The sequence below is a fragment of the Polaromonas sp. genome (assembly GCF_035638815.1).
In the GTDB taxonomy this organism is placed as follows: domain Bacteria; phylum Pseudomonadota; class Gammaproteobacteria; order Burkholderiales; family Burkholderiaceae_C; genus Polaromonas.
Genome location: NZ_DASQZG010000012.1, coordinates 166546 through 186196 on the forward strand (window position 1 = coordinate 166546; position 19651 = coordinate 186196).

The window sequence follows — 19651 nt, forward strand, 5'->3', positions numbered from 1 at the left end:
GCACCAGCCACAGGGCGCCCGACAGCAAGGCGTCAGAAACGCCGCCTTGCGACCCCGCTCAGTGGGACCGGATCATCGTCCCATAGGCCTGGTCGGTCAGGATCTCGAGCAGCATGGCATGCGGCACCCGACCGTCAATGATGTGAACCGAGTTCACGCCACTCTTGGCAGCGTCCAGTGCGCCGGCGATCTTGGGCAGCATGCCACCAGAAATCGTGCCGTCCGCAAACAGCTCGTCAATCTCGCGCGCAGTCAGATCGGTCAGCAACTTGCCAGTCTTGTCCAGCACCCCGGGCGTATTCGTCAAAAGCACCAACTTTTCGGCCTTGAGCACAATCGCCAGCTTGCCGGCGACGACATCGGCATTGATGTTGTAGCTCTCGTTTTCTTCGCCAAACCCAATCGGGCTGATGACCGGGATGAACGCATCGTCCTGCAAAGCCTTCACCACGCTGGGGTCGATGCTGACGATGTCACCCACGTAACCAATGTCATGTTCCTTGGCAGCGTCATCCTTGTCCAGCATCTTGAGCTTCTGCGCCCGGATCAAACCACCGTCACGCCCCGTAAGGCCAACCGCCTTGCCGCCGGCCTGGTTGATCAGCCCCACGATGTCCTGCTGAACCTGCCCGGCCAGCACCCACTCGACCACCTCCATGGTTTCGTCGTCGGTCACCCGCATGCCCTGAATGAATTGCCCTTTTTTCCCCAAACGGTTCAGCGCAGTTTCAATTTGAGGTCCGCCCCCATGCACCACCACAGGGTTCATGCCGACCAGTTTCAGGAGCACCACGTCTTCAGCAAAATCTGCTTGCAGGGCCGGGTCTGTCATGGCATTGCCGCCGTACTTAATGACCAGGGTCTTGCCATGAAACTTGCGGATGTAAGGCAGTGCCTGCGCCAGGATTTCGGCCTTGTCGCGCGGGCCGATGTGGGACAGGTCAGGGTCGGTGGGGGAAGCCATGTTGGTCATTCACGTATTAGTTGAGGTCGATGATCCGATTGTGTCGCATCCGGCAGCAGGCTTCTCAGGCCGGACCTGGGGCTGCGGCAGGTAGCCGTGCACACAGGTTCGCAGCACCGACTTGATGGACGCCACATCGCCGTTTTCACAGGCCCGGCGAAGGGTGTCCAGATGCGCTTCGAATTCAGGCCAGCTAAGGTAGTCCTCGTGCGCCTTCATGATCCGTGGATGGCCCGTGGGCGAGGGATTGTCGCCAATCAGAAGTTCTTCATACAGCTTCTCACCCGAGCGCAGGCCCGTGATCGCGATTTCAATATCACCGCCGGGATGCGCCTCGCTGCGGACGGTCAACCCGGACAACTCCACCATGCGGTTGGCCAAATCCATGATCTTGACGGGCTCCCCCATGTCCAGCACAAACACATCCCCACCCGTGGACATGGCGCCGGCCTGAAGCACCAACTGCGCCGCCTCGGGTATCGTCATGAAATAACGGGTGACGTCCGGATGCGTGACAGTTAAAGGGCCACCACTGGCAAGCTGGCTGCGAAATAAAGGGACCACGCTACCGCTCGAACCCAGCACATTGCCAAAACGCACCATGCCGAAACACGTTGTGTCTTGTGGAGATTGAGCGGCCAAAGCCTGCAATATAAGCTCCGCCATGCGTTTGCTCGCACCCATGATGTTGGTGGGACGCACAGCCTTGTCGGTAGACACCAATACAAACTGGGCAACCCCACTATCCAGTGACGCGCGCGCAATATTGAGCGTACCAAACACGTTATTGGCAATACCTTCTGCGGGATTGGACTCCACCATCGGCACATGTTTATATGCTGCCGCATGAAAAACCGTTGCAGGCCGATAGGCACGACAGATTTCCTGGAGACGCTGAGGATTGGCTACGCTTCCCAACAAAGGCACCAACTCTGTGTGGGGCTCTGTGGTGCCGTTCAGGCCTTGCAACTCCTGGTGAATGTTGTAAAGACCAAACTCGTTATGGTCCAGAAGAAGCAACTGGGAGGGTTGCTCCAACAGGATTTGCCGGCACAGCTCACTACCAATGCTGCCGCCCGCCCCGGTGACCAGTACCACTTGGTTGGCCAAATTGCGCGCCAACAGACCTGTATCTGGAGGAACAGGGTCTCGTCCGAGCAAATCTTCAATATCCAGCTCTTTGAAATCCTGAACAGTTACCCGACCGGTTGCCAGGTCGGCGAGACCGGGCAATGTACGAATGTGTATAGGCACGCTTCGCAAGCTGGCGATGATTTTGTTGCGCCTTTCCCGCGAGGAACTAGGCAGAGCCAGAAGGAGATCCGTTACATCCAACCGGTCCACCAGGTCCGGCACGTCTGCGGGGGCGAACACGCGGACTCCGTTGATACTGCGGCCCACCTTGGCAGGGTCGTCATCGACGAAGCCCAACAAAACAAATTGTCGAGATATGCCTATCGCTGAAGCCGTCTGCACCCCAGCGGTGCCAGCCCCATAAATTAGCAGCCGCCCGTCGCTCTGCCTGCGCGAACCACCCAAGTTTGCCAGCCAGAACCGCGCCAGCGCCCTGCTCGATCCAACCAAGAGCAAAAACAGCACTGGCTGAAGAACACCGACGCTTCGGGGCACGTCGGGCCACTGTCGCCACAACAGAACAGCCAACAAGGCAACGCAATAAACCGCCACCGCCTGCCCCGTTGCCTTCAGTGCATCCTGCCCGGTGTACCTAAATATGGCCCGGTACAAACCAAACTTCACGAATACAGGGATGGCAAGAATCGGCGCTGTCAGATAGACCCACCATTGCGCGCCCACCGGAGAATGCAATTCGTCCAGCCGCAGTGTGAAAGCGATCCAGGTGGCGATCATCGCCAGGACAACGTCGAGCGCAATCACCACCGCGAGCTTGGCCGCGCGGGGCCACCCCAAAACTCTGCGTTGCATTACCTGCCCGTTCGCCTTGATTTCATCAGCTCTTCACCGCAAATTCTTCTTTGGCTTTACCCTCAGCTATCAAGGCCGCCAGCCACCGGGGCGTCAACCCGCGTCCGCTCCAGGTTTCGCCAGCCGGACCCCGGTATTTGGCGACCAGAACGGTCGCGGCTTTCTTCTTGGTTGCACCGCCTGGCCGAAGCTTCTTAGCCTTGGTTTTGCCGCCGCGAGTTTTTCCGGAGTTCAGGTCTTTGACAGTAATGCCGAAGGCTCCCATCATGACCAGTATCTCCCGCACAGTCTTATCGAATTCTCTGGATCTTATTTCCGCGGCCTGCTTCTGCAATTCCTCGATTTGACTTTGGATTTCGATCAGATTACTCATGTCAGCACCTTTCATTTGGATTGACGGCTCAAATAACTTCCTGCAAGAAGAATTTTTCAGTGCGCCACATTATCTCTCCTCAATACCTTTCCAACCGTCATGACCATAATCTTCATGTCCAGCCATAACGACTTATTGTTCAGGTATTCGGTTTCCAGCGCCACTTTTTGGGGAATCGGTAATTCGTCCCGGCCATTAACCTGAGCCCATCCTGTTAGGCCAGGCAGAAGCTGATCAATTCCGTGGCGCGTTCGCAATTCAATCAGGTCATACTGATTAAACAGAGCCGGCCGAGGTCCCACGAAGCTCATTTCGCCTTTAACGATACTCCACAATTGTGGTAGTTCATCGACGCTACTTTTGCGCAGAAAACTACCGATCGGCGTCAAGAAGCTTTCCGGATTATTCAGTAAGTGAGTTGCCACAGCGGGTGTGTCGATCCGCATGCTGCGAAACTTGGGCATGCGGTAAATGACATTGTTCCTGCCGACGCGATCCGACCAGTAAAGCGCCGGCCCGCGGGATGTCAGTCTGACCAATAGTCCAATGCCTAAAAGCGGCAAACAAAGCAGAAGCAGGGCCACCAGGGCCAACAACAAGTCAGCAACGCGTTTCATGTATGCACCCCGACTTACGTTCGCCAGACGGTGCGGTTAACATAGCCTGTATAGCTCATGACCACGCGTACGACTTTGCGTGACACTGCCGGCGCAAGGTAATCCGCCACCTGCCGCATGGGGCCGTGCTCGGCAAATTGCTGGCAAACAACCTTGATGGCATCCAGCACTTCTTCGGTCTTGAGGCCACACATGATCAGCGTACCTTCGTCCATCCCCTCAGGGCGTTCATGCGCGTACCGGATGGTGATGGCGGGGATATTCAGTAATGAAGATTCCTCGGTGATGGTACCGCTGTCTGAAATCACGCATTTCGCTTCCATCTGCAGTTTCACAAAATCAAAAAAGCCCATGGGTTTGGCAAAGTCGATCAGAGGGCTGATTTTGGCCACGTCCAGCGCATCGAGTCGTTTCCGGGTGCGCGGGTGAGTGGAAACAATGATCGGGTAACCATAGGCATCAGCTAGTGCGTTCAGGGTAGTCACAAGATCGCGCAGGTTCTCCGGGGTGTCCACATTTTCCTCACGATGCGCACTGACCACGAAAAACTCGCGGCGCTTGAAACCCAGACGCTGCACTACATCGGATTTTTTGATGCCGGGCATGTAATGTTGAAGCACCTCGTCCATGTGCGAACCCGTCTTGATGATGGTCTCGGGCCGGATGCCCTCGGCAATCAGGTACCTGCGGGCATGCTCCGTCAGCACCAGGTTGATGTCGCTCAGATGATCCAGTACCTTTCGATTGAGTTCCTCTGGCACGCGCTGATCGAAGCAGCGGTTACCCGCTTCCATGTGGAACACGGGGATCTTTCTGCGCTTGGCCGAAATCACAGACAGGCATGAGTTCGTGTCCCCATAGAGCAGCACAGCGTCAGGCTCCTCACGGGCCATAACTTCGTCTGCCTTCATGATGACCTGCGCAATGGTCTGCGCCGCGTTATCGCCCACCGCCTCCAGAAAATAGTCGGGTTTGCGGATGCCGAGATCCTCAAAAAATACCTGATTCAACTCATAGTCATAGTTTTGCCCCGTATGAACCAGGATGTGCTTGGTGTGCAGGTCAAACTCGGCTATCACACGGCTCATCTTGATCAGTTCGGGCCGTGTACCCACTATCGTCATGACTTTAAGCATTGAGTTCTTCTTTGATGTAGTCCAGCTTCAATAACAACTGCGTGATTTGTTCGACATCCAGGCGCGCTGTGTTGTGCGAGGTGTAGTCGTCCAGATGGGACACTCGCTCCTCTCCTTCGCTGAAGTATTGCGCGTAGTTCAAATCGCGGTTATCCGCAGGAATGCGGTAATACCCACCCATATCTGTGGCTTTGGCCATCTCTTCGCGCGAGATCAGAGACTCATAGAGCTTCTCCCCGTGTCGGGTCCCGATGACACGGATCGGATTGTCCTTGGTAAAAATTTTCTTCAGTGCCTTGGCGAGATCGCCCACGGTGCAGGCGGGTGCTTTCTGCACGAAAAGGTCGCCCTGCTTTCCGTGTTCGAACGCATACAGGACCAGATCGACTGAGTCTTCCAGCGACATCAGGAAACGTGTCATGTTCGGATCGGTTAAGGTCAAGGCCTTGCCATCCTTGAGTTGTGACACAAACAGCGGAATCACAGATCCTCGCGAGGCCATCACGTTGCCATAACGGGTGGCGCAAAGCACCGTTTCGTGATCACGCTGGGTGCGGGCCTTGGCGACCATCAACTTCTCGGCCAGAGCCTTGGATATCCCCATTGCGTTGATCGGATAGACCGCTTTGTCCGTGCTCAAAACGACAACTCGCTTTACCCCGCTACTCGTGGCCGCATTCATCACGTTTTCGGTTCCGAGGACGTTGGTGCGAACCGCCTCCATCGGGTAGAACTCGCATGAGGGCACCTGCTTCAGGGCTGCGGCATGGAATACGTAGTCCACGCCTTTCATCGCCTGACTGACACTGTCGTGATCACGCACATCGCCGATATAGAACTTCAACTTGCTGTCATTGAGCGCAATGCGCATTTCCTCCTGCTTTTTCTCGTCGCGGCTAAAGATACGGATCTCACGCACACCGGTGGAAAGAAAGCGTTTGAGGACGGTATGACCAAAAGAGCCGGTCCCGCCGGTGATCATTAATACTTTGTTATCGAACATTTTCTTTGCTGGCTATGTAAATTACGACTACGAAAATTCGCGCATCCGGCGCACCAGTTCCGGCCAATCCGGCGGCTTGTAGCCCGTGACCCCGCGAAAACGCGTGGAATCCAATGAGCGATCAATCATCAACTGATCATCGGACACAATTTCTATATCTTTTTCGTAGGTCTGTGCTACTAGCGAAAGCAGATCGAACTTGTTAATGGGGCTTGCCGAAACATGATACAGGCCGTGCAACTCGGGATGAGGGATTACGTGGTCCCGAATGACGCGTGCCAGCTCAACGGTAGGCAAGCCGGAAAATATTGCGCGCCTGAAGCCCGCTACCTTCGCCCTCTGGGACAGGAACCAGCCCACGAGGCTTTGCGTGCCGGCCAACTCATGGCCAATGATTGAGGTCCGCAAGGTAATGGCGTTTGGGTAATCCACCTCGCCCAGGTATTTGCTTCGACCATAAAGATCTTTGGCATCACAGGGATCACCTTCGGTATACATTCCTCGGTCGCCCGAAAAAACGCAGTCCGTGCTTATATGCACGAAGCGCGCTCCAGCGACATCGCAGAGATTCGCAATTTTATGGGGCAAGATAGCGTTGATGGGAATTGCCACCAGAGGATCGTCGACCCCGGCCAACTGCTTGATGAGTCCAACGCAGTTGATAACTACATCAGGGCGCACCCTTGCAAACACGCGGGTCAGACTGTCGATGTTCTCCACATCCACACCCCAGATCACCCTGCCGTGCAATGCCTCAGGCAAAAGGCCCAACGCACGCTCTGACCGGACCGACCCCGCAACCTCATACCCCTCACTTTGCGCAAACAGACGCAACATGGCGTTTCCAAGCATGCCCGATGCACCAAGGATCAATACCTTCATACAGGATTCCCACTTTCTGCGGATTGGGTGGAGAAGTGAACAATCAGTTGTTCGACCAATTTTTCATGATCAAAATGCTCTTTGAAATATCGCCGCCCGCTTGCACCCATCTCGGCGCGTTCTTCGGGCCGCATCCGATAGAGCTGCAACACGGCATCTGCCAACCCCCTGGCGTCTTCGGCTGGCACGGCGAGCCCCGCTCCCGCCTCTTCGACAAGCCGCGCGCCCTCCCCATTGAGGCAGGCCAGTATGGGGCGACCAGCCGCCATGTACGCTTGCACCTTACTCGGGACTGTGGCCGCGAAAATGGGCTCGTCTGCCAGCGTTACCAGCAAAGCAGACGCCTTCTGCATCAGGGCCGGCATGGTGCTGACAGGAAAGCGCCCTGGCATGTGCAAATTGGTGAGCCCCCTGGCTTGAACCTGCTCGCGCATCCAGTCCCAGCGGCTGCCTTGCCCAAAAACAACCACCTGTATGTCTGGATAAGATTTGAGCAATTCGGCGGCGTTTACCAATACCTCTACCGCCTGTCCAGCCCCTACGTTGCCGGCAAACACCACCGGAAAACCTTCATTCATCGCGGGAACCATTGGTAGATCAATCCCAGCCGCAGGGGGCTCACAAAACGCGGCGTCTACCGAATTGGGAAAGTACATGACGGGCTTTCCAGGTGCGAGCTCGGCCACGGGTGCATGAAAGGCACGGGACTGCACGAGGAACAAGTCTGTATGCTTATAGATCCAGCGCACAACCCACTTCACAGCGCTCAACACGCGAGGGCTGCGGACGTAGCCCGTTGCCGCGAGGCTGTCAGGCCAAAGGTCTTGCACCCAGACAATGAGCCTGCGCCGCTTTATCCATGACAGGACGACGGCAGGAATGGCAAGCAGGATGGGCGACAATCCGTAGACGAAAATCACGTCGTACTGCCGCTTTCGCAGTAGCCAGGGCCCATAGATCGTGCCCGTCATGACAAACGACAGGTAGTTCACGGCAAGCCGCCAGGCACTGCGTGAACCACGCGGATACAATGGCACGCGAAAAACCGTTGCACCGCCCCAGGCTTCCACCTGGGTGCCCCATCCGCGGTAGCCCTTGAAAAATGTGCCCTCAGGGTAATTTGGCTTGCCGGTCAGGACATCAACTTCCACACCCTTTTCCACCAAGGTAAGCACTACGTCATTGATACGAAACCCTTCGGGCCAAAAGTACTGGCTGACAACGAGAACCCTCATACCCGAACCTGAGCACTTTTTGCACCAAGTCGGGCAAGCAGATGCTCCAACTCGTTCGCCTTCACCCGACGCGACAAAGAATCAATAAATTCGTCATCGACCTTTGCATGAAACGCGCCGGCGCGCAAAGCCGCCAGGCCGTCGCGCATTTCGCTCACGTCTTCAGACACCACCACACCAAGACCCGACTTTGCAATGTAACGGGCCGCAAGTGCCTTGGGAGTGATTTCGGCCACGATGGGCTTGCGGGCAGCCAAATACTCAAAGAGCTTTGTGGTCAATACTCCGCGCGCACTGTGCGACGAGAAATCTGAAGTTTCAATAAAAAACAGGGCATCAGCAGTCAGTATGCTGTGGATAGCATCCATGTAGGGTAGCTGAGGACAGAATCGCACGAATGGCAGCACCTCGGGAACCAAACCGGGAAGCGCCTTTTGCAGCAATCCGGACTCCCCATAAAACTCGACAATCATGCGACGCGGGGAATTCCGATTGAGTTCGGCTAGTGCGTGGAAAAATGCCCGAGGAATCCGGTCTGAGGTAATTGACCCCATATACCGTATGAACAAATCGTCGTTGGTGGATTTCGCGTTCCCCACCTTGATCTCCATTCGTGCCTTCTCGAACATCCCCTCGTCATAACCGTTTTCTATGCACACAACATTCGGGTGAAACTGCTCGTAGTATTCCTTCATTGGGTCAGAGATTGCGATAACGCAGTCTGCCGAGCGAAGTAACCAACGCTCCAAGCTCACTTCAAGAGTATTTGATAAATCACTGCCGCGCAAAATATGGTTGCCACTGAATTGATCACGGTAATCAGCCACCCAAAGCTTTTGATATTTTCTTTTTATGATCCACCCCGCCAAATGTACAGGCCAGGGCGGACATGACGACATCACCACATCCGCTTCAGCAAGTCTCTTTTTCACTTCCTTGTCTAACCACGGCAACGCAAACTGCATGGCAAAAAACAAGCGGTGATCTATCAGTTGCCCCGCCAGCGTCATCACCATGCGCTTGATTTTCAAGAGCATGCGGCCCGCAAGCGACCGGTTTTTTACCGAGCCAGAGCGCAACGCCAAAGTATTCCCATCGACCTCGGTCGGGGATAATCTGCCCCAGTGGCCTAGCTCCAAAAGGCAGAGATAGGGGGGAACACCCTCGGTAAGCAAACCATCTCGCCCGGTTTTTCGGGTGGTGATGACAGTAATCTGATGTCCATTCGCAGCGAGATACTTGGCAAATGCATTGATCCGTCTGGCACCCGAGGAATTCAGCGGTGGAAAGTAATGTGCAACGAAAACAATATTCATAACTTATGCGGCACTCGTCTTTCCTGTTACTTCAACTGCCCGCTTAGGCTTGATAAAGAAGGAAAGTAATATAAGCAACAGCATGCCGTTGCTGAAGAAAACGCCAGGCAGACCGCCCATGGAGATTTGAATTAGAAAATAATACGAGCAAGCTTGCATGGCCGGATTACCAACCACAGTGATTAGATAAATAAGCGCCGCGAGCAAAAACGAATAAAAGGCCACGCCAAACCAGCCGAAGTTAACAAATGCGTCAACCAGGAAAGTGGCATTTGCTGCGGCAGTTTGCGGCCCCCCCGTTCCGAATTGGTATTTGAATACCTCTTTTTCCATCGGAAATGGCTCCGCCCCAGAAATTCTTGACACCAAGGAGCTGGTCGCCCCATGCAGGAACTGCCCTTTCAAATGTTGATCAAAATAGCCCAGCCAGTCATAGGCAGTGACATAGGGGATCCATAGTACTCTATTAATTACAAACGCCACCCGACCAAACCCAAGTGCGTTATATTTATGACGATGACTATCCACCCATTTATAATACTTCATTTGGGCATCAATATTTTTTTCCTGTTGACGCAAGCTTGGTAATAATTCTCGGTCTACTTTAATGTAGTAATCCAATTGCCTATCAATTATTTTCTCTTGCTCTAATAAGTTTGGCCATGCCTCCCGGTCAGCTTTAACGTAATACTCCAGCTGTTTATCTATGACCTTCTCCTGTTCCAACAAATTTGTCCATGCCTTCCGGGCTGCATCATTTATCATGTTCTGCTGATCGCGCCTTAACTTCTCGAGGTTGGACTTTTGCACATACAACTGCTTGAGCGCCTTGGATATCTCGTCTTCGCCCTTGCCATTCATCACGTTCTGGCGCTGACGCTTTAACTTCTCGAGGTTTGACTTTTGCCCATATAACTGCTTGAGAGCCCTGGATATCTCGTCTTCGCCCTTGCCATTCATCACGTTCTGGCGCTGACGCTTTAACTTCTCGAGGTTTGACTTTTGCCCATATAGCTGCTTGAGAGCTCTGGAAATTTCGTCTTCGCCCGTGCCATCTATCACGCTCTGGCGATCGCTTTTCAATTTATCAACAACTGCTTTTTGGCTCTGCAATAATTTTAATGCCTTAACGTTTTCGTCAAGATTATTACCTTCGCCTGACTTGGTGAGCATGAAGGCGCCAGCAATAACTAGCGTTGAAACTGCCACAAACTGGAATACTCGCTTGATCGGAAAATAACCGTTCAGCGCTAGCATTATTAGCGGGACCATTGCCTTGAGAATCAGGGCCTTTTCCAGACTTGGCAACAAACTCAAGCAAAAGAGGAAGAGTAAATAATGACGGTATCGTCTTCTATCTACATAGGAAAGCACCAACGCGAATGGCATTAGTGCGGAAGAAAATATCGCATTCAAATAGGGCAGAATTTTCTCCCACCCCTCTCTTGTCTTGAACAGCGCTTCTCTAGCGAAAGCGATATCGTCTTGCGATGCACCCCGGAAAGCCTCTAGCAACGCAATCTTCTGCGCCGTAAAGAGGACATATCCAATTAGTGCAAAATATATTACAGATACAATGGGAACAAAATAAGTGGCACTCCACTGCAGCGAGTCGCCTGCACGCAGCATGCTGGAAGGGACAGCGTCAATTCTCCACAGAATAAAATATGTCCCGAGATACACTGCCAAACCCATCGCAATGATCAGGATAAGCTGTACCGCAGATTTATCCCCAAAAATGTGCAGGCCCCACAAAGCTTGAGGAACATACAGCACGGCCAACAGCAAAGGCAAAACCAACCATATGTTTTTGAATTGTGTAATTGCAAATATTCTATTTAACATGTTTGCCTGAAAAATTGGACGCCACTTTATCTGCCAGTATTAAGTATAGCGAATAAGCTACTATCTCTATAATTGCATAAAAAATAAGAAATTTTTCGAAATTCATGGTTCTTGCTGCGTAAAGCAAGCCTAGATATGTTGATGCGAAGTAGTAGACTTGCCACAAAGTGCCAACCCTGATCCGACCATGCGTCAACGTAATAGTCGTAATCGGGGAGACGACGGCCCGGAACAAGAGTGGCGTCATCACAATCAGTAGAAACTTTGTATCAACTCTCCAGGCATCGCCTAAGATTGCCCTGCAAACCACCTCTCCGAAGGTAGCGAGGCCAATAAGCAGTGCGATGGCTCCCACAGACAGAATTCCCACCGACTTCCACAACAGCGTTCTTGAAGAGTGTCCGCTTCTGAACAGTTCTCCTGATCTTTTCATGAAAAGCTGCCCTACGACAATCCCTGCCATCAATATCGGTGCGCCAATCAGTCGCTGAATCTGTGTGTAGTGCCCGGTAGACTCGAACCCGTAGGACCCACTGATAAAAAGCACTGGCAAGGTCAGTGCAGCGGCATCCAACAGCGATGTGGGCGCCACGAGCATAGGATATTCCAGATATTTTTTGGCAGTTTTTCTTATGTCGGAAAATGGAATTCTTCTTATAACCCGAATTAAATATATAAATACTCCCAGACCCACGACAAGGGATGCCAATACGCTTGTAACTAAAAGGCCCAGCTCGCTGGCAGCAATTGCAAAGAGTACAAAAATAATTGACTGTGAAGATCGGATAGCGGCATTTCTGACATACCGTCCTTCGCGCATCGTGATGTTGGAACCAATCAGGATCATGGCACCGCACAACGCCACTGCCGGCACCCATTTTGCGTCGCCGCCAAGAATTAAAAGCGACTCGATCCTCTGTTGCGGTAGTCCTGTCAACAGCAGGGCAACCGTGATCAAAAATAGGAGCCCAGCACTTAATAGTGCTGTCCAGGCGATGGCTTCCACCTCAGAATCTTTAACAACCTGGATTGCCCCTTCGTAACGCAAACACGAAACAGTTACTACTATGCTAACCACCGAGAGGAATAGTGCAAGGTGACCAAACTCCGTTGGCATGTAAATCCTGGATAACACAGGCATAGCTAGCAGTTGCACCAAGGGACCCAAACCCACCCCCAAGGCGACTATCGCTGCTCTATTCAAAGCATTCGGTATTTTCATTAATTCGCGATGACGTGATAATGCCAACGGTAAAAATTGACCCATCGCCATATTTGTGAAGTGAAAGGGCTCCGCCCCTCCATGACGGCATCAAACTCCCTGAGAATTCTTGGCTGATTGAGGAACGGTAGTCCTATATCCTCTTTTAGCCAATCACGCATGGTTTCTGCGATTGGTATGAGCCAGTCTTTCTCCGGAGTTGCAAACCCGATTTTGTCTCTGCGGTCCAGGACAGCATCTGGAACAATACCCCGCATGGCCGCTCTAAAAATATGCTTGGTTTCCCCACCGTCTGATATCAAGTACTCCTCGGGCAATGAGAGCAGAAACTCAGCCAAATCTTGCGTCAAAAATGGCACCCTGCTTTCGACGGAAAACCGCATGGAATTTCTGTCTGCGTGCCGTAGCAAGGATGGCAACCCCTTTTCTGTAAGAGCATTTCGCAATGCTGCCGCAACTCTGCGACCTGGTTGTTCATCGGCGTGGTCTTGTGCATCAAATCCTATCTGTATGCCGTTGTCCAGGAGCGGACCTGCATTCAACCAGGCTGGGTTGAATTGACTCCCATTCAATCTTCGCAACTGCCTGTATAAATTGCCGCTGGTCAATTCCCCCGCTAGCCGCTTGCAGGCAGCCATTCGGCTCCTCCCCGGCCACTTCGCCCAGCTATCAATAAAGCTTATTGCGCCGCGCCAATCTTTTTTGTCCAACAAACTGTGCAGTCGTTGACCCGGATACCCACTGTAGCCCGCCAGCATCTCATCGGCCCCTTGTCCATCCAATGTGACAGTGACGCCCTGCGCCTTTGCAGCCTCGAACACGCGGTATTGCGCGTAAATGCTCGTGCTTCCGAAGGGTTCGCCTTGGGCCTTGATCATGTCATCGAGATCACGCGCAAGGTCTTCTGGTTGTACCAGCACTTTATGCGCCTCTGCGCCCACAAAGTGGTTGACTTGATCAACCCAGACTTCCTCTGAAAGTGGATTGTCACGCGCAATAAAACTGAAAGTCTTGATTGTCAGGTCAGGCTCCAGGTGGCGCATGGCGCAAACGACCGCCGACGAATCGAGGCCCCCTGACAAGGCTGCGCCTATCGCTACGTCACTGCGTAAATGAACCCGGATGCTGTTCAGAAATTTTTCGCGCACGACTTCCATCGCCTCGCGATAACCGATATTGTGCTGCGCGATTTCTGGCTGCCACCACCTCAGCTGTTCAGTCAGTTCTCCCGTAGCAGTGTCAAGGGAAACCAAATGCCCCGGTAGCACATGCGAAACACCAGAGACAAAGCTTCGATGCCCGTTGTCGTAGTCTCCATGCACCAGATAATCGTAGGCTCGCTGCCAGTCCAGCTCTATCGTCTGGGGTCTCAACGCCTTGATTGCGCCAATTTCTGATCCGAACACAAAGCCGTCATCACTATATGCAAACAAGAGTGGTTTGATTCCGAAGCCATCTCGTACACAGGTCAACCTCTTCTCATTGCGGTCAAAAACGACAAACGCGAACATGCCGACCAAGCGCTTCAAGCAGGCTCTTCCCCATTGCGCCCATGCGGCCAACAATACTTCACTGTCTGACTCAGACTTGAACGTCGCCCCAAGCCCCCTTAGTTCCGACCTGAGCTCAAGGTAGTTATAGATCTCACCGTTAAAGACCATGGCATACCGCCCACAGCTGGAATGCATGGGCTGATGTCCGCCCGCGGATAGATCAATGACTGAAAGCCGCGTGTGCCCCAAAACCACCGTGCCACGTCCGGCGGGCAGGCGTTCATAGCCGCTATCATCCGGACCGCGCAGTCGCATCGCATACAGCGCGCTTTTCATCCGGACGTCCAGGCTGCTTTTCTCTTCGAAGATCCATCCCCCCGTGATGCCGCACATGTTTTAATCCTTCAGCCTGAGTTTTGAAAACACGAACCGTGCCCCGGCGGTTGATAAGTGGTTGTGGTCATGGTAGAGCACTTGCCCTTCGGGGCCTTCTACATCGCAATACCCGTGCTGGCACAGAATTCTGTCCGGATAGACCGCCACCGCTTGAGCCCGGGTGGCTAACCTGTCTACTGCGGCGTCGACCATTGATATGCGTTGCCCTACAGCTTGGTGATCCAGCCCACATTCAATGCCCCCCGACAAGGCCATTCTCGCTCTTGCCACGCACGCCGGCACATCGAATTTCATTTCCGGCACGGAACCGACGACCACGACCTTTTTGCCGGCACGGACCAGCAGTTCCACCGTATTTCCCAGCGCAGCTTCAAAAACTTCAACGGATGTGATTGATATCGGCACATTTGGGGCACCGATAGTCAAAGCATAGCCAGCCGTCCCTGGCAATTCTTCCGGCGCCCCAAACGGCGCCCCCAAAACATATACCGGCCAACGCGCGGCTAGCACTACGGTGGTCACAGCACTGCTTTCGGTCAATAAAGCCAAGACCTTCCTGTTAAAGGTTTCGCACTCCTGATATTCCGTACCACCTCTGATCACCTTTGCCCCGATCAAGGGCGGACAGCTGGTTTTGGTCAACTGGAGCATTTCAGACTCGGCAAGCCCAGACATAACCCGCACGCCCGGAACTATGGCCTCAGCGTGGGAATCACCCCAAACCACCACGCCTGTTTTTGTTGTCCCTGTAAGACGTTGACTTGTGCAGTTGGCCCATGGGGGCAACACAATATTCGCCATGCCAAGATGGCACCCAGACCTTGAGGCATTGAAATCCAGAGCGGCTTCTTGTGCCGCCACGACATCGGGACGAATCCTCTCAGGGAAGCCTTTGTAGGCGAGCGCCGTCCCTGCTGCTGCGCACAGCAACAGACCCGGTAACGCAAATTTCACAAGCAGCCCAACGGGTCGGCCTGCCTCGCCGTTGGCACGAAACGGCTGCTCAATGTAGCGCCAAGTCAACCACGCCAGCACCATCGAGATGCCGATAGCAACAATCGCGTCTGCCACTGGAAGCTGACCCAGATTCAGGACCCGAACATAGACAAGCAGCGGCCAGTGCCACAAATACAGTGAGTACGAAATCAATCCGACCAAGACCAAAGGGCGCGCACTCAGTACATAGCGATTAACCACAGCATCTTTGCCCGCAGCAATCAGCAAAACAGCACCCAGACACGGCGGCAACGCGTTCCAGCCCGGAAATGGCAAGGCCTTATTCAGAAAAAAGACGCTGACAAGCAGCAAGCCCAGACCTACCAGCGAGCAGATATGTTTCCAGCGACTTTCTGCGATAGAGCCCAGGTAACCGGCGGCTAGCGCGGCGCCCATCAACAACTCCCAAGCGCGAAACGGTAACAGGTAAAACACTGCATCAGGCGTTTCAACCAACAGCAAACCCGCTGCCGCGAACGAAAGAACAAGCAACGTCACGACTATCCACTTCAGCCTCCATCCGCGACGATACGACAAAGCCAGCAGCAGCGGCCAGACGACATAAAACTGCTCCTCTACCGCCAGAGACCAGGTGTGCAGGAGAGGCTTGAGTTCTGCGGCAGCATCAAAATATCCAGCCTGCTTCCAGAAGAGAAAATTGGATACAAATAGATTAGTAGCCAGGATAGATTTAGAAAGCCCCACGAGCTCGAGCGGCAGCAAAACGAATAACCCGAGCAAAAAAACACTGACAATCACCACGTATAGCGCCGGCAAGATCCGTCGGGTTCGTCGGATATAAAAATTTACCAACGAAAACTGCTGCGCTTCTATCATCTCGATCAATATCCGGGTGATTAAAAAACCGGAAATAACCAAGAAAATATCTACCCCCGCAAAACCACCAGGAAACGATTGAATGCCGGCATGAAAGAAAACAACGGAGAGAACAGCAATTGCCCGCAGCCCATCGATGTCCGGGCGGTATGTCATCGGCTATAAAATTTCTTCACGACCAAGTTCGCCTATTAACGTAGCTGTAGGCAAGTCGTGCGAGTCTTAACAACACCGGGGAAGTATTCAAGGCCCGCACCACTTTTTGCCGCAACCTCCTCTGTCTCCATACAAGTTCGTACCGCTCAGGAGTCACATCAATTTTGTAGCGCTGTATGACTTGCTGGACATCATCAACTGAGCTCCGAACATTTTTCTTTGAAATCAGCCCTATAGCGGTATCAATGACTTGCTGAGCCCTGTTCTGACACCGCAGCTCAGGGGCATCAAGAATTGCAGAACGGCATCTACTTATCATTTTTTGCACGGCAGGCTGGTCCTGTATGGCCTCAAGCACGCGTTCAAAATCTGACGCGTCGCTTTTGATCGGGATGTAATGCTCCCACGGCTCTATTACGCCGCTATAGCGTCCTTCAACCAGAATCTGACAACTATTCAAAAGTGCCGCTTCCATCACTCGAGGTGAAATTGCGGTAAATTCATGCAGACTATCCAGCCCTTTGAAACAGGCGGCTTCCACTTCCTCGAAAGAGGCTTCAGGATGAGCCGTCACGTAAGCCCGGACATCATGTTGAATTTTCCCCCTGGGGTCCAACAAGCTGCTTCCGCTGTTGCTTCCCAGAGTAAATTTCGAATTATTGATAAAGTCTAGCCAAGCTTCACCCAAAAGCGTGCCTTGTTCACCAATTACTATATCCGTGACCAGTCTTGCGTCTTGAGCCTTCTTTGCAAAATCGCGCCCTATGGTCCACTTTATCTCACCGACCCTGCCAAAATAGGGAAGCAGTTTTCTTGCTCTGTAACCAACATCGATTGGTCGAATATCAAATGGTTTGGGCTTGACGTCCATTAGATCTTCATCAATATACCCTGTATAACCGAGACGAATTTCCCCTGTTTTGTGATATTTTGGGTAGAGCAGCTCCCGGTGGTCCGCGATGACAGAGTAAACAATATCTATTCGCCATTCACACATCCATTCATCCAGCAACTCATGGCAATCATATTCATCTTGAGGGAAAGCCATTTTTACTGCACTGCTGTCTTTAACGAAAGAATATGCATTCTTCAGGCGTTCGAAAGATTTGGTGGCCGACCAGCGTCCGCACAGCAAGGTCACATCTAATACAATCAAATCGAAAGGCGTGTCTTTGATGTAATCGGGCAACGGAAGTGCGGTGTCATGGTAGAGATAATTATGCCCAGGGCAGCTTCTCTCAAGAATGAACACGTGATGTCTCAGGAAAAACGGCACAGCTCTGGCGTCACCCAAGCTATGCAGTACCAAGATGTTGAGCTTATCGAGACTGGGTTTCACTTTTCAATCTACAAACTGACGATGCCATAACTCAAGGCTCAAAAGTGCCCAAAGGTTTCGACCATACACGCTTTGCGAGTCGAGTATTGAATCAATGGATAAGCCGGTGGCAAGATAAGGCCGATTACGTGCGCTTTGCGAGCCGAAAATATCCCCAATAAAATCACGCGCCGGCCCACCACGTTTAAGCCACAGATTGAGGGGCACTGGGAACCCCATTTTATCCTTGCGCTCGCGAATCGCAGTAGGCAGCCGATTCGCGAATGCCGATTTGAGTAAGCGTTTCAATTCGCCGTTTTGAAACTTGATATTGGCCGGAATCGTAGCCGCAAACTCCACCAGAGGATGGTCGAGAAACGGTACTCTTGACTCAACGCCATGAGCCATGCTCATCCTGTCTTCAACTTGCAACAAAGCGGGCAACAATGTCTTGAAATCGAAATGCGTCATGGAATCAAAATAGGATTCCTTGCCTACATTCTGGCCCCAGAAGATACTCTTGAACTCTTCAAACGTTGCTTTTTGATTGATCGCCTCGGGCGCAAGAATGTTTCCAAAGGTGTTGGCACGGTTGACCAGCCGCCAGTAACGTTCGTCGCGCTCTCCAAATAAGCCATTCGACCAAAATTCGCGCAGCAGCGGCTTGTATTGGCGGAGGGTTTCAAGATTGGGAATGATGGACTCATATGTGACGACGTAGTTGCCGTTACCCAGCGATCCCTCTATCGCCCCTTTTATACACTGCTCGAAGTAGGCTACGAGATAACGAGCATATCCGCCAAATATTTCGTCGCCGCCCTGCCCGCCTAATACAACCTTAATATGCTCACCCACTTGTTTGGAAACCATGTACTGCGGGAAAGAGCCCGGCCCTGCCGCAGGCTGATCCAAGTGCCAGATCACCTTCGCGATGTTATCAACAAAATCTTGCTCACCAATATCCGCCACATGCAACTGCATGTCTTGCTCATCTGCCAATGCTTTGGCATATTGCGATTCATCAAAGCCCGCGCCGTCTAAAAATCGTCCATTGAAGGCCTTGAAGGGACCGTTCGGGCGAACGTCTCGCGCCAGTGCTGCAAGCAAGCTGGAATCCACGCCGCCGCTTACATAGCTGCCCACCTCAACATCCGCGCGTAGATGAACGCGCACTGAATCAAGCAGCAACTCGCGCAAGCGATCTGTAAACCAACGCTCTGTGTGGTCATAGTCAACCTTATAGTGAACCTCCCAATATCTCTTTGGTTTCGGCGACTCACCAGGAGAGAGCGTGGCAAAATGCGCGGCTGGAAATTGCCAAACACCATCCATCAGTGTCTTTTCGCCCAAGCAGAACTGAAAGCTAAAGTAATCTGAGAGCGCTAGTTCGTTAACCCGTCGATGCTCCAAGAAAGGAAGCAGTGCCTTGATCTCAGAAGCAAAATACAGCCCGCCTGAGGTTTTAACCCAGTAGAGGGGTTTGATTCCAAACCGATCACGCGCTAAAAACAACTTTTGCTCGACTGCGTCCCAAATAGCGATCGCAAACATTCCCCTCAAACGGGTTAAGCAGTTCGAGCCCCAACGCTGAAACGCTCGCAATACAACTTCCGTGTCAGACTGGGTGCGGAACTCACCTTCGCCCAACTCTTGCCGCAGTTCAATGTAGTTATAAATTTCCCCGTTATAGATGATGGTGTAGCGTCCGTCATCGCTATGCATCGGCTGCGCACCCGTCTGCAGGTCAATGATTGAAAGTCGTACGTGTCCAAAGCCGACTTGCCCGTTAACCGAGGTCCACTTGCCAGTGCCATCGGGGCCACGGTGACGAATGCGGCTTAAGCCGACATCAAGGGCATTGGACGATCGCTCCACAGCACAGGGGCCACTTCCAACAAAACCAAAGATTCCACACATT

General features: G+C 52.7%; 15 protein-coding genes. All 15 read right to left on the reverse strand.

All coding sequences use genetic code 11. The annotated features are described in order from the left end of the window. Positions 1-58 precede the first annotated feature (58 nt). Genes argB through asnB (VE934_RS07785) form a run of 15 tightly spaced genes read right to left on the reverse strand, consistent with a single transcriptional unit; the run spans position 59 to position 19650 of the window. Complete coding sequence (gene argB, locus VE934_RS07715; protein WP_324886022.1) at positions 59-964, reverse strand: acetylglutamate kinase; 906 nt, start codon at positions 962-964, stop codon at positions 59-61. 9 nt (positions 965-973) lie between these two features. Further along, positions 974-2908 carry a nucleoside-diphosphate sugar epimerase/dehydratase gene (locus VE934_RS07720; protein WP_324886024.1) on the reverse strand — a complete coding sequence of 645 codons (1935 nt, stop codon included), beginning with the start codon at positions 2906-2908 and terminating at the stop codon, positions 974-976. 25 nt (positions 2909-2933) lie between these two features. Continuing rightward, entirely contained in the window at positions 2934-3281 is a 348-nt protein-coding gene (locus tag VE934_RS07725; protein ID WP_324886026.1) for an H-NS histone family protein, read from the reverse strand. A gap of 56 nt (positions 3282-3337) precedes the next feature. After that, positions 3338-3898, reverse strand: coding sequence for a sugar transferase (locus VE934_RS07730; protein ID WP_324886028.1), 561 nt, complete (start codon positions 3896-3898; stop codon positions 3338-3340). Positions 3899-3912: 14 nt separating this feature from the next. Continuing rightward, a complete protein-coding gene (gene wecB / locus VE934_RS07735) occupies positions 3913-5034 on the reverse strand; it encodes a non-hydrolyzing UDP-N-acetylglucosamine 2-epimerase (protein ID WP_324886030.1) in 1122 nt (373 codons plus the stop codon). Then, complete coding sequence (locus tag VE934_RS07740; RefSeq protein WP_324886032.1) at positions 5027-6037, reverse strand: nucleoside-diphosphate sugar epimerase/dehydratase; 1011 nt, start codon at positions 6035-6037, stop codon at positions 5027-5029. The genes wecB and VE934_RS07740 overlap by 8 nt, the downstream gene beginning before the upstream one ends. A 27-nt stretch (positions 6038-6064) precedes the next feature. Next, a complete protein-coding gene (locus tag VE934_RS07745; RefSeq protein WP_324886034.1) occupies positions 6065-6919 on the reverse strand; it encodes an SDR family oxidoreductase in 855 nt (284 codons plus the stop codon). Continuing rightward, positions 6916-8154 (reverse strand): glycosyltransferase family 4 protein, encoded by a 1239-nt coding sequence (locus VE934_RS07750; protein WP_324886036.1) that lies wholly within the window; start codon positions 8152-8154, stop codon positions 6916-6918. The genes VE934_RS07745 and VE934_RS07750 overlap by 4 nt, the downstream gene beginning before the upstream one ends. Continuing rightward, on the reverse strand, positions 8151-9470 hold the full coding sequence (locus VE934_RS07755) for a glycosyltransferase (protein WP_324886038.1): 1320 nt from the start codon (positions 9468-9470) through the stop codon (positions 8151-8153). Before VE934_RS07755 ends, VE934_RS07750 begins: the two co-directional genes overlap by 4 nt. A gap of 3 nt (positions 9471-9473) precedes the next feature. Then, on the reverse strand, positions 9474-11315 hold the full coding sequence (locus VE934_RS07760; protein WP_324886040.1) for a hypothetical protein: 1842 nt from the start codon (positions 11313-11315) through the stop codon (positions 9474-9476). Continuing rightward, positions 11305-12582, reverse strand: coding sequence for a lipopolysaccharide biosynthesis protein (locus VE934_RS07765; protein WP_324886042.1), 1278 nt, complete (start codon positions 12580-12582; stop codon positions 11305-11307). The genes VE934_RS07760 and VE934_RS07765 overlap by 11 nt, the downstream gene beginning before the upstream one ends. Further along, positions 12537-14423: an asparagine synthase (glutamine-hydrolyzing) gene (asnB, locus tag VE934_RS07770; protein ID WP_324886044.1), complete on the reverse strand. Its 1887-nt coding sequence runs from the start codon at positions 14421-14423 to the stop codon at positions 12537-12539. The genes VE934_RS07765 and asnB (VE934_RS07770) overlap by 46 nt, the downstream gene beginning before the upstream one ends. A gap of 3 nt (positions 14424-14426) precedes the next feature. Continuing rightward, a complete protein-coding gene (locus VE934_RS07775; RefSeq protein ID WP_324886046.1) occupies positions 14427-16415 on the reverse strand; it encodes an acyltransferase family protein in 1989 nt (662 codons plus the stop codon). Between the two features lie 16 nt (positions 16416-16431). After that, on the reverse strand, positions 16432-17754 hold the full coding sequence (locus tag VE934_RS07780) for a hypothetical protein (protein ID WP_324886048.1): 1323 nt from the start codon (positions 17752-17754) through the stop codon (positions 16432-16434). A 3-nt stretch (positions 17755-17757) separates the two neighbouring features. Then, on the reverse strand, positions 17758-19650 hold the full coding sequence (asnB, locus tag VE934_RS07785) for an asparagine synthase (glutamine-hydrolyzing) (protein WP_324886050.1): 1893 nt from the start codon (positions 19648-19650) through the stop codon (positions 17758-17760). Between the last annotated feature and the right edge of the window lies 1 nt (position 19651).